Consider the following 12,888-nt stretch of genomic DNA (forward strand, 5'->3'; position numbering starts at 1 on the left):
AAACTTTAATGCCACGTTTTTTTATTGAAGCTGATTTAGCAGTAGATACCACTGTAGAACTGACTGAAACAGTGTTTCATCATTGGGTTAAAGTTTTACGTGCTCAAGTCGGCGAAAAAGCCACCCTGTTTAATGGACAAGGTGGTGAATATGAAGTTGAACTGGTTGAAGTTTCCAAAAAGTCGGCTGCTGTACAGGTCAATAGTTACAACCCTACGGATCGCACACCCAAATTTAAAGCCTTGCTTGGCCAGGTCATGAGTAAAGGTGACCGCATGGATTATGCGATCCAGAAAGCGGTCGAACTGGGTGTATCTGAAATTCAGCTTTTAACCTCTGAACGCTGTGAGATGCGCCTGAAATATGATCGTGATCAGAAGAAACTGGATCATTGGCAAGGTGTAGCCATTGCCGCTTGTGAACAGTGTGGAATGAACATTGTTCCTAAAATTTTAGCGCCTATGTCACTTGAAAAATGGCTGGAAACCGATCTTCCTCATACCAAACTGGTGCTAGCGCCAAACAAAGAAGAAATTGATGTTCTGGCGAATGCCACGCTGGATATTGCCTTGCTGATTGGCCCTGAAGGCGGCTTGAGTGAAGCTGAAATCCTAGCGGCGAATACGCAAGGCTTTGTCAATTGGTGTATTGGTGAACGTGTCCTGCGTACCGAAACTGCTCCTGTCGTTGCTCTCTCAATTTTGAATTACACTATTTAAGCGGTCAAAATTGTAAAATTTAGTTATTAATTTTATTGATTTTTATTTATAAGCACTCTACTCTTGAGTCAATAATAATGAAACACCTATTGATTGATTTAAGAATCATTCAGGCTTGAATAAAAATTAAAATCTAGGATAAAAACCGTTCAGGACGAATACAAGGCACTTAATTATATGATTGATAATCAAGAGGCTTATATCAAAGAGCACTTGCATCGTGCTCAGATTGCGAACACGCTTCGACATAGCCGATATTTTCTGTTAAGTATCATGATTATTTGCCTCTATATTTTCTGTGTTTATCACATTCAATATAGCTTATCGAATAGTTATTTTAATCTCTGGTTTATCCTGACTGAAATTACCGTCAGCATGTGCTGGCTCATCAATACCCTGTATTTTAAGCCTGAACAATATCAACTAAAAAATGCGCATTACTGGTTACAAATTCAGAGCCTTGCGGTAGGTTGCTGTATCGCTTCCGGTATTTCCCTGATTTATTATTACTTGCCGCAGGCCAATATCAATTTTGATGAAATAGAAGCACTCACCCTTTCGGCTTTGCTATTAATCGTGACTCAAGCTTTTGGTTTGACTTATTTAACCCAGAAGCTCAGTTACTTTTCACTGGTATTTTTACCTTCATTAGTACCCTTTTTACTCTTTCAGTTTTTTCATATTTCTGGTGCCAATCCGGTCTTTGGTCTAGCCTTAAATTTTGCAGTTATTGTGATCCTGCTCTGTGCCAATAGTACCTATCGTATTCACACACGTACTTCCCGCCTTTATGCGGAAAATGAATTACTGGTGAGCAATGCCGAACAGCAGGTCGCCTGGACGGATGAACTGTGCAAACAGTTACAGACTGAAGTCAATAAATCAAAAGATATCGAACTGGAGCTACAGCTCAGCAATCAGTTACTGGAACAGAAAGTTCGTGAACGTACTTATGATATCGAACAGATTAATATTGATCTGAAAAACCAGCAGCAAAACCTTGAGCTGACCCATGAAATCGCCGGCATCCGTCCATGGGACTGGAATATCAAAGACCGCAGTATTTTGCTGACCAATCATAAAGATGAGAAGGTACAACGGAAATCCAGTGAGCATCATTTGCAGTTACAACATATGATTCATCCCGATGATCTGGCTGCATTCAAAAGCAATATGAAACAGCATCTGCGTGGGAAAACTGAGCGCTATGAAGTAACTTACCGGATTCAGCAAGCGCCGGGAGTCTGGAGTTGGGTACATGATGTAGGTCGGGTGATCAGTCGCGATCCCGAAACTCACCGTCCTTTACGCATGGTGGGAATTTTGCGTGATATTCAACAGGAACGTAGTTCTCAAGAACGCCTGAAACTGGCAGCCAGTGTAATTGAGCAAGCAGCTGAAGGGATCTTCATCCTAAATGATGAATTACGTTATATCGAAGTGAACCCTTATTTCGAAAATTTGTCCGGTTTTGAACGTAATGAAATTCTAGGTAAATATCTATTTGATATTACTGCGAGTCATAAGTCACAGCAGCGCAGCATTCATTCCAATATCATCAAACAAGTTGTGAAAATCGGTTCTTTTGATGGCGAACTGAGTGAGAAATTCCTGTCTGGCAAAGAGATGCCACTCTGGTTACATATCAATGCAATTACCGATGATGAAGGCCGTATCACTCACTATATCGGCATTGTCTCTGATCTGACTGAGCGTAAATTACAGGAACAGCGCCTGTCTTATCTGGAAAATTACGACACACTGACTGATTTACCGAACCGTTTTTACTATAACTACCAGCTGCATCAATATCTGATGACGCAAAAAGATTCCATCAAGAAAATGGCGGTGATCCGACTCAATATCGACCGTTTCCGTCCATTGAATGAATATCTGTCTAATAATGGCGGTGATGAGCTGTTGCGTCAGGTGGCACAACGCTTACGTCTGACCAATGCTGAAGCTCTATTTGTTGCTCATCTAAATGGCGATGACTTTGCGATTTTGTATGAAATCTCGCATATTCGCCCTTCTGTACAAGAACATTGTCAACGTATTGCTGAAGCTTTCCAGGCTCCTTTCCATATTTTCGGCCAAGATTATGTGATTACCCTGTCGATGGGTGTAGCCTTCTATCCAGATCATGGTCGTCAGTTAGACTATTTAAATAACTGTGCAGAACAGGCGCTGAGTGAAGCCAAAAATCTAGGCGGGAATACTATCCATTTTTACTCCAATGAAAATACAGCTTTGCTAGAGCAAGGAATTTTCATTGAACGCGATCTGCGTAAAGCCATCCAAAATGGCGAACTCGTAGTTTATTATCAGCCGAAAATTAATTTCAATGACCAGCATATTTATGGCTTTGAAGCTTTAGTGCGCTGGAAACATCCAGAAAAAGGCATCATCCCACCTAGCTTGTTTATTCCTTTAGCCGAACAGACCAGCCTGATTTCCGAGATCGGCCGTCTGGTGATTCAGCAAACTGCCAAACAGATTCGTGAATGGAATGATCTTGGCTTTCATAATATCTGTGTCTCTGTGAATATCGTGGCACAGCAACTGCGTCGTGGTCAGTTACTCGATGATCTGGATCAGGCCATTAGCGAAAACCAGATTTCTGGCACCAGTCTGGAACTGGAAATTACTGAATCTTCACTGATTGAAAACTCTGAATCTGTCAAAAATCTGCTGAACCAGATCAAGCAGCGCCAGATTAATATCTCGCTGGATGACTTCGGAACCGGTTATTCTTCTTTGTCCTATCTTGCCGATTTTCCTATTGACATTCTCAAAATTGACCGCAGTTTTGTCTCTAAAATTGGCGAACATAAACAGGAAGCGATTGTCAGCGCCATGGTTGCGATGGGTAAAGCCATGGGCATGACTGTCGTCGCTGAAGGTATTGAAACTGAAGAACAGCTGCAATATCTGCGTGATTTAGATTGTGATATTGCCCAAGGCTACTTCTTCTCCAAGCCATTGCCGGAACTGGAAGCAACTGCATATTTAGAACAGAATCGCGTCGCTGAAACTTATATATATCAAGTCTAAGTCTATATCTACCTCGAATAAGATTGTCGCAAAAATGGTCGACTTTGACTGGGCTAAGTGCTTAACAAATGTTATATTCAGAGCCATAAATGCAATTTTTTACCCGCTTTCTGGGTAATCTTTACAACGATAGAGATACAGATGGACGAACAATCTTTAAAGCAGCAGGCTCTTTACTATCACGAATTCCCTACTCCAGGAAAAATCAGCGTTACACCAAGCAAACAATTGGTCAACCAACGTGACTTAGCCCTTGCTTACTCGCCTGGCGTTGCCGCACCATGTCTTGAGATTGAACGCGATCCTTCAACAGCTGCACTTTATACCGCACGCGGTAACCTGGTTGCAGTGGTCAGTAACGGTACAGCAGTTCTTGGTTTGGGTAATATTGGCCCACTGGCGTCTAAACCAGTCATGGAAGGTAAAGGCGTACTGTTCAAAAAATTTGCGGGTGTTGATGTATTCGATATCGAAATTGCTGAAAATGATCCAGACAAGATTGTTGATATTGTCGCTTCTCTAGAGCCCACTTTTGGCGGGATCAACCTGGAAGACATTAAGGCTCCAGAATGTTTCTATATTGAACAGAAACTTCGTGAACGCATGAAAATTCCTGTGTTCCACGATGACCAGCATGGTACTTCAATCATTGTAGGTTCTGCTCTTCTGAATGCATTGCAATTAAATGGCAAAAAAATTGATGAAATCAAGATCATTGCTTCAGGTGCCGGCGCTGCTGCCCTGTCTTGCTTGAACTTGCTTTGTGCCCTTGGCGCGAAAAAAGAAAATATCATCGTTGCTGACTCACGTGGTCTATTAACAACTAAACGTGAAGGTCTGGACGAATCTAAAAAAGCATATGTACAAGACATTGATGCCTCTCAGATCGGTGACGTGATTGCAGGTGCAGATATGTTCTTGGGTCTTTCTGCAGCCGGTATTCTCACCAAAGAAATGGTGAAACTGATGGCCAAAGATCCAATTATCTTTGCCTTGGCGAACCCGGATCCAGAAATTCTGCCTGAACATGCGCATGAAGTTCGTGATGACGTGATCATGGCGACTGGCCGTTCTGACTATCCGAACCAGGTAAATAACGCACTGTGCTTTCCTTATATCTTCCGTGGTGCATTAGACGTTGGTGCCACCACCATTAATGAAGAGATGAAAATTGCCTGCGTACACGCAATTGCACGCATGGCACATGTAGAAGCAGATGCTGCATCTTATGGTGAAAAATCAGCTTCTTTCGGTCGTGATTACCTGATTCCTGGTCCACTGGATCAACGTCTGATTCTGGAAATTGCGCCTGCAGTTGCACAAGCTGCAATGGATTCTGGCGTGGCAACTCGTCCAATTCAGGATTTCTCGGCATATCGTCAACGTCTGTCTGAGTTTGTTTACAACTCAGCCTTCATGATGAAACCAATCTTTGCACAAGCTAAAACAGATCCTAAACGTATCGCTTATGCAGAAGGTGAAGACCTGCGTGTACTGCGTGCTGCGCAAATTGCAGTGGATGAAGGCTTGGCAAAACCGATTCTGGTGGGTCGTCCAGCAGTCATCGAAGCCAATATCAAGAAATTAGGCTTACGTCTTGAAGATGGTGTGAATATCACTATCGTGGATCAGGAAAAGAACCCAGATTACGAAAAATTTGCAGACGACTATTACAACCTGATGCAACGCAAAGGTGTAACGCCTGAATATGCACACCGTGAAGCGCGTCGCCGTTCTACCCTGATCGCTGCGATGCTGGTTCGTCATGGCATGGCGGACGGTATGTTATGTGGTACTTACTCAAGCTATGACATCCATCTGGACTTTGTCAGCAATGTCATCGGCAAACAGGATGGCCATAATACCTTCTTCACCTTAAACGCATTAATGCTTGAAGAGCGCAACCTGTTTATCGCGGATACCTACATCAACCGTAATCCAACGGCTGAACAGCTTGCTGAGATGACGATTCTGGCTGCTGAAGAAGTACGTCGTTTCGGTATTACTCCACGTGTTGCCCTACTTTCTCACTCTAGCTTCGGTTCAGACCAGCACGATGCCAGCGCACAAAAAATGCGCCGTGTATATGAAATCCTTTCTGAAACTGCACCTGAGCTTGAAGTTGAAGGTGAAATGCATGGTGATGCAGCACTGGACGAAAATATCCGTCAGTTTGCATTCCCGAACTCTCGTTTCAAAGGTTCTGCAAACTTGCTGATCATGCCAAATCTGGATGCAGCCAATATTTCGTTTAACCTGTTAAAAGCAACTTCAGGTAATAACGTGACCATTGGTCCTATCCTGCTTGGTGCTGCGAAACCTGTTCATATCCTGACACCAACTGCAACGACTCGTCGCGTAGTGAATATGACTGCGTTAACTGTCGCTGAAATTCAGGAAGCAGAAAAAAACGCGCTTTAAGGAATGTACGCATCAGCGTAACTTCTTGACTTGAGAAAACCTCTATTCTGTAGCATGATGCTTGTAAGAATAGAGGTTTTTTCATGCAAGTTTATTTAGTAGGCGGTGCAGTTCGGGATCATTTACTTGGACACCCCTATCACGAAAAAGATTATGTGGTTGTCGGCGCGACGCCGGAACAATTGCTTGCTAAAGGTTTTCAACCTGTTGGCAAGGACTTCCCTGTTTTTCTTCATCCTGAAACCAAAGACGAATATGCTCTGGCACGTACCGAACGCAAGTCTGGCTATGGTTATCATGGTTTCGAATTTTATACCGATATCAATGTCACCTTGGAAGAGGATCTGATCCGCCGTGACCTGACCATCAACGCCATGGCCATGGATGATTCAGGTAAGATTTATGATCCTTATGGCGGTCAAAAAGATCTGGCTGATCGTGTACTGCGTCATGTATCAGAAGCTTTTGTCGAAGATCCTTTACGTGTTTTAAGGATTGCCCGCTTTGCTGCGCGTTATCAACATCAGGGTTTTAGTATTGCAGAAGAAACGTTGGTGCTGATGAAACAGCTGGCGGAATCGGGTGAGCTTAATGCATTGACACCTGAGCGGGTCTGGAAAGAAACCACGCGTGCCCTGATGGAACAGGATGCAGATGTGTATTTTGAAGTATTACGTAGCTGTGGTGCTTTAAAAGTACTGTTCCCGGAACTGGATGCCTTATACGGCATTCCGCAACGTCCTGAATATCATCCGGAAATTGACTGTGGTATTCATACCATGATGTCTTTACAGCAAGCCTGCCGCCAAAATTATAGTCTGGATGTGCGTTTTGCGGTTCTGGTTCATGACCTGGGTAAGGCATTAACCCCTGTGGAAGAATTGCCACGCCATATCATGCATGAAGAACGTGGGATCAAACCGGTAAATGAGCTGTGTGAACGTTTAAGAGTTCCGACTCATACCAAACAGCTGGCATTGGCGGTCTGTAAAGAACACTTAAAATGCCATCAGGCTTTTAACTTAAAACCTGGCACTTTATGGCGTTTATTACAGCGTCTGGATGTATTGCGTCGTCCTGAACGTGTTGAAGCGTTTGTACAGGCTTGTGAATGTGACTCCCGTGGACGTTTGGGTCTGGAAAATCGTGCTTATCCTCAGGCTCAATATGTACTGGATGCCATGCAAGTCGTACGTAGCATCAAAGCACAAGATTTGCCTCCAGAGATTCAAGGTCCGGATATTGGTGAAATGCTGATTGAACGACGGATTGCGGCTCTGGCAGAACTAAAAGAACAGCATAGTGCCATACTTTAAACATCAGGCTCCTTCGGGAGCCTTTTTAATATCTCAAATCTCACTCATCTCGATTTTCTATATAAATAGCAATAATTCTTTGAAGCTATCGTGTATTTCAATACTTAAGTAACGTAAATATTGATTATGATTGATATTATTTTCAGATAAGACCATGTCTAATGACTTATCTCATCCGTCCACTGGATCTTGGAAAAGACCTGTATAACGTTCATCAACTCACGATTCAGCTTGGCTATCCCTCTACGCTGGAAAGTATCAAACAGCGTTGGGAGCATCTCCATCAAAACAGTAACTATCAGACACTGGTTATAGAACAGGATTCACATGTGATCGGCTATGCCGGTTTTATTCAGGAATACACTTGGGAATTTGACGGTGGATATTTAAGGATTCAGGCTTTTGTAATTGATCAAGCCCATCGTGGAAAAGGTATGGGCAAGCAACTGATGTCTGCTATTGAACAGATTGCAAAAGAACAAGGCTTCAAGATGATTCAGCTCAACAGCGGAAATCGCGAAGAACGCCATCCTGCGCATGCCTTTTATCAAGGACTGGGATTTGACAGCTACAGTATTGGATTTCGCAAGCACCTGGAATGATCAGCCAGTCATGACCAGCTGATCAATCGTGGATTTAATTCATGAAATTTCAGCAGGGAAAGTAATCACTTTTTCCAATTTCATCTGATTGGTTGCAATCATCAACAAGCGATCAAGACCCAGGGCAATACCCGAACATTCCGGCATTTGTGGCAATGCCGCCAGCAAATACTCATCAATCGGCATGACATGCAAGCCAAGCACTGCCCGTTCTGCATTATCTGCTTCAAAGCGGGAACGTAAAACTTCAGCATCAATCAGCTCATCATAAGCATTGGCCAGTTCCAGTCCTTCAATATACAGCTCGAAACGTGCCGCAACCAGCTCTCCATCTTCATCGATTCTGGTTTTAGCCAATGATGCCAGTTCCGGTGGAAAATCTGTCAGAAATACAGCCGTATCGAACCCCAGGCTTGGCTCGACCATATGCGAAAATAACAGGTCGATATACCCTAAACGGTCATCACCCAAGTCCAGATTGAGACCTACCCTGCGACAGCAATCTTTGAGTTGCTGCAAAGTGGCCTGTAAAGGATTGAGATCCAGGCGATCCATAAAGGCATGTTTATAGCTGAGCACAGTGGGGCGGATTTCTTCAAAACGTGCCTTAAGCGTCACATTTAACAGATCTGTCACTTCAAACATCAGATCTTTCAGACTAAAGGCTGGACGATACCATTCCAGCATGCTGAATTCACTATTGTGCTTGCGGCCGTGTTCATCATCCCGAAACACCTTACAGATCTGGTAAATCGGTCCACTACCACTCGCCAATAAACGTTTCATGGCAAATTCAGGTGAGGTCTGTAGATAATGTGTGCCGAGCTTACCCATGACATGACGCTGGGCCTGAATCGAAGCCAGGTGCACATCGGTCACACCAGCCTGAGATAAAATCGGTGTTTCTACTTCCAGCACGTCACGTTCAGCAAAAAACTGACGGAGCTGGGCATACATGTTGGCACGTGCTTTAATGGCTTTTAAGTCGCAGGTCGGTTGATAAGATACAATCTGACTCATGCCTTTGACCCTCCATGAGCGGCCCATTCACGGCGTAAAGGATAAGTCTTGCGTAAATGATCAAATGCTTTCTGATCGACTTTGCCATCTTTTAAACAGGCACGCAGATTGGCATCATCACGGGCGATATCATAGATCTGGGTTAAATGCTGCTGTAGCGCCAGTTTTAAATCCTGATTCTGGAAAAACTGTTCACAGACAGGCAACTGGCTTTCAAACTGCTTATTAATCTCAAAGCCGAAAGTCTGGCAAAATGCGTCGTAAATCATTTGAGTACCGCGTGCCTTACCTTCCAGACTATAACCTGCAATATGCGGCGTCACCAAAGTAATCAGATTCAGCAACTGTTCAGAAATTTCCGGTTCATGCTCAAACACATCCAGTACCACCTGCCGTTGAGTTGCCTGGATATCAGCAATTAGCGCCGCTTCTTCAATGACTGGCCCACGCGCTGAATTAATTAAAATGGCTTCAGGTTTCATTTGTCCAAGAGCATTAGCATTAATTAAATGATAAGTTGGATGCTGACCTGTTTTGGTTAAAGGTACATGAATGGAAATGGCATCTGCAGTTTTTAGCAGTTCTTCAAATTCAACCTGATGAACCTGATCGCGCTGCACAAAGGGATCGTAGGCAATCACATTCCAGTCCAGCAATTTGGCCATTGTTGCCAAACGCGAACCGACATTTCCTAGACCAACAATGCCCAAGGTGAATTCTTTATTTGCATTGATCAATTGGGGTTGTAAATATAATAGAGCCGTAATCACATATTCAGCTACCGCCTGCGCATTACAACCGGGTGCATTGCTCCAGCGGATGTTCTGTTGTTCTAGTGCAGCAATGTCCAGATGATCTGTACCAATGGTGGCACTGCCGACGAATTTAATCTGACTGTCCTGTACGAGTGCTGCATTGACTTTGGTCACGGAACGGACCAATAAAGCCTCGGCATCTTTTACATCTTCCGAAGTGAGAGTTCTTCCTGCACGATGCTGAATATCGCCAAATTCTGCAAAGAAATAATCGGTAAATGCCAGATTTTCATCTGCGACAATTTTCATAATCTGTTCCAATGACTGAATCTGTCTATCATACCGCGTCAACCGGAATGTGACTATTTTCACTCAAGCTTTAGATGAATTCTTGCAAACATAGAGATATAAAAAATGCCGAAGTCAAACATCACTTCGGCAAAGGAGTGTAATTGGAGTAAGAAAATGACGCAGGATTAGGCTATTGAAAACTATACCCTGCACGAAAAAGTTCTCTTTTAATTGGAGAAAGCAGCAATACCTGTTTGCGCACGACCAAGAATCAAGGCGTGTACATCATGGGTACCTTCATAAGTGTTGACCACTTCCAGGTTTACCAGATGACGTGCCACACCAAATTCATCAGAGATCCCGTTACCGCCCATCATGTCACGTGCTAAGCGGGCAATATCCAGTGCTTTACCACAGTTATTACGCTTGATCAGTGAAGTACCCTCAACTGAAGCAATACCTTCATCTTTCATGCGGCCAAAACGTAAAGCCACTTGTAGACCTAATGCAATTTCAGTTTGCATGTCTGCCAGTTTTTTCTGGATCAGCTGATTCGCAGCCAATGGACGACCGAACTGTTTACGGTCCATGGTGTATTGATGTGCTGTATGCCAGCAGAATTCAGCTGCACCCATCGCACCCCAAGCAATACCATAACGGGCACTATTCAGACAGGTAAATGGACCTTTTAAACCACGAATTTCCGGGAATGCGTTTTCTTCTGGAACAAAAACATTGTCCATCACGATTTCACCAGTAATCGATGCACGCAGACCGACCTTACCGTGAATCGCTGGTGCAGAAAGCCCTTCCCAGCCTTTTTCCAGAATAAAGCCACGAATGTCACCGACATTGCCTTCAGGAGACACTTCTTTTGCCCAAACTACAAAAACATCTGCAATCGGACTGTTGGTAATCCACATTTTGGCGCCAGTCAGACGGTAACCACCTTCGACTTTCTTGGCACGAGTAATCATGCTACCCGGATCAGAACCATGATCAGGCTCAGTCAGACCGAAACAGCCGATATATTCACCGGTCGCCAGTTTTGGCAAATATTTCTGTTTCTGTTCTTCAGAACCAAATTCATTGATGGGTACCATCACCAGCGAGCTTTGTACGCTGGCCATTGAACGGTAACCTGAATCCACACGTTCTACTTCGCGGGCAATCAGACCATAGCTGACATAATTTAAACCAGCGCCACCGTATTGTTCTGGAATGGTTGGACCCAGCAGACCGAGTTCACCCATTTCACGGAAAATGGTTGGATCTGTTTTCTCATGACGGAACTGCTCTAATACACGCGGCTGTAACTGCCCCTGACAATATGCACGCGCAGATTCCATGATCATGCGTTCTTCTTCAGTCAGCTGTTGCTCCAGTAAGAACGGATCCTGCCAGTTAAAATAGACTTTGCTGGTTTTTTTCGTATCGACCATTTGATTCATAGTATTCCCTGCCAATCCTTCATCTATCTATTAGATGATGTTGTTTTATCCTTCAGATTGACTCTAGGCATGAATCATGACTTGTTCAAACAATAAATTTGCATGCAGCTATGCACTTTACGCATACCTTATATAAGTCGCTATTTCTAGGAATTATTTTCATAGCTAATTTGCCTATTTTTTATACCAAAGTCGTATAGTAGTATAAGAGTGATATACCATTTATTGATATCTGACCGTTTTAAGTTCAAGGATGAACAAGTGCGTAGAAAAATACCTTCCCTGCAAGCACTGATCTGTTTCGAATCTGCTGCACGTCATGCCAGTTATACCTATGCTGCGCAGGAACTGTTTTTAACCCAAAGTGCAGTTTCACGCCAGATCCAGCAACTGGAGGAGTATTTAGGCACAGCTTTATTTACGCGTACGCGGCATGGTGTAGAACTCAATCATGCTGGACAGCAATATTTAAAAAGTATCACTCCATATCTAAAAGGACTGGAACAGGCAACATTGGATGTCATTACGCATCAAGGCCGCGGTGGCACTTTAAAACTGGGCGTAGTGCCTACGTTTGCGACTCGCTGGCTATTACCTAAACTCCAGAGCTTTAATCGGCTGTATCCCGAAATTACGGTACATCTGGAAACCAGCACCCGCCCTTTTCTGTTTCAGGAACAGATTTTCGATGCTGCCATTTATGCAGGAACACCTCAACAGGTCGAACAATGGCCGGGTACGCATAGCCATTTTCTAATGCATGAAGATGTAGTTGCTGTCTGTACGCCTGATCTGATTCAACAGTATTTTCCCGATGCACAGAAGATTAATGACTACAGCTATGACTTAAGTGCTGAACAACTGGTTCAACTCCCTTTATTACAGCAAACCACCCGGCCGAATATCTGGGAAGACTGGTTCAAGCTACATCAGATCCAACATCCAAATCCTTTGCAGGGGCAACGACATGAACTGTTTTCTATGCTCGCTGTAGTGGCTAGCCATGGCATGGGAATGGCCTTGATCCCGCAAATGCTAATTGAAAAAGAATTAAAGCGACAGGAATTGGTGCTGGTATCCAGTAAGACCTTAGAAAAGAAACGAGGCTATTATCTGGTCCATTCCAGTCAGGAAAGCTCACCGCTGATTGAAAAATTTGTTGCATGGATACAACAGGAAATTCAGGGCAGCCTTCCATCTGAGTCTGACCTATAAACCCCAATGATCAGACAATAAAAAACCCCAATCAATGATCGGGG

The 12,888-nt window shown here is 43.7% G+C and carries 9 protein-coding genes; 6 read left to right on the forward strand and 3 right to left on the reverse strand.

The annotated features are described in order from the left end of the window. The first annotated feature begins 8 nt into the window (after positions 1-8). The 5 genes from FTU00_RS03310 (at position 9) to FTU00_RS03330 (ending at position 8,112) form a co-directional block, all read left to right on the forward strand. Complete coding sequence (locus FTU00_RS03310) at positions 9-719, forward strand: 16S rRNA (uracil(1498)-N(3))-methyltransferase (protein WP_005236749.1); 711 nt, start codon at positions 9-11, stop codon at positions 717-719. A 177-nt stretch (positions 720-896) separates the two neighbouring features. Continuing rightward, positions 897-3,773, forward strand: a complete 2,877-nt coding sequence (locus FTU00_RS03315) for a bifunctional diguanylate cyclase/phosphodiesterase (RefSeq protein ID WP_180002092.1) — start codon at positions 897-899, stop codon at positions 3,771-3,773. Between the two features lie 141 nt (positions 3,774-3,914). Next, positions 3,915-6,194, forward strand: coding sequence for an NADP-dependent malic enzyme (locus FTU00_RS03320; RefSeq protein WP_180179084.1), 2,280 nt, complete (start codon positions 3,915-3,917; stop codon positions 6,192-6,194). Positions 6,195-6,277: 83 nt separating this feature from the next. Continuing rightward, a complete protein-coding gene (locus tag FTU00_RS03325; protein WP_179992797.1) occupies positions 6,278-7,510 on the forward strand; it encodes a multifunctional CCA addition/repair protein in 1,233 nt (410 codons plus the stop codon). 161 nt (positions 7,511-7,671) lie between these two features. Beyond that, positions 7,672-8,112, forward strand: a complete 441-nt coding sequence (locus FTU00_RS03330; RefSeq protein ID WP_180179085.1) for a GNAT family N-acetyltransferase — start codon at positions 7,672-7,674, stop codon at positions 8,110-8,112. 39 nt (positions 8,113-8,151) lie between these two features. Here FTU00_RS03330 and epmA read toward each other — a convergent pair whose 3' ends face one another. The 3 genes from epmA to FTU00_RS03345 all read right to left on the reverse strand — a co-directional run bounded on the left by epmA (position 8,152) and on the right by FTU00_RS03345 (position 11,629). After that, the gene (gene epmA, locus FTU00_RS03335) at positions 8,152-9,132 is read right to left on the reverse strand and encodes an EF-P lysine aminoacylase EpmA (protein ID WP_180179086.1); all 981 of its coding nucleotides are present in this window, start codon (positions 9,130-9,132) and stop codon (positions 8,152-8,154) included. Next, positions 9,129-10,196 (reverse strand): 4-phosphoerythronate dehydrogenase, encoded by a 1,068-nt coding sequence (locus tag FTU00_RS03340; RefSeq protein WP_180179087.1) that lies wholly within the window; start codon positions 10,194-10,196, stop codon positions 9,129-9,131. The genes epmA and FTU00_RS03340 overlap by 4 nt, the downstream gene beginning before the upstream one ends. Before the next feature lie 209 nt (positions 10,197-10,405). Next, positions 10,406-11,629, reverse strand: coding sequence for an acyl-CoA dehydrogenase (locus FTU00_RS03345; protein ID WP_180179088.1), 1,224 nt, complete (start codon positions 11,627-11,629; stop codon positions 10,406-10,408). A gap of 261 nt (positions 11,630-11,890) precedes the next feature. Here FTU00_RS03345 and FTU00_RS03350 point away from each other — a divergent pair, with 261 nt between their 5' ends. Continuing rightward, the gene (locus FTU00_RS03350; RefSeq protein WP_180179089.1) at positions 11,891-12,844 is read left to right on the forward strand and encodes a LysR substrate-binding domain-containing protein; all 954 of its coding nucleotides are present in this window, start codon (positions 11,891-11,893) and stop codon (positions 12,842-12,844) included. The last annotated feature ends 44 nt before the right edge of the window (positions 12,845-12,888 follow it).

It is taken from the genome of Acinetobacter sp. YH12041 (assembly GCF_013419975.1).
GTDB lineage: Bacteria > Pseudomonadota > Gammaproteobacteria > Pseudomonadales > Moraxellaceae > Acinetobacter.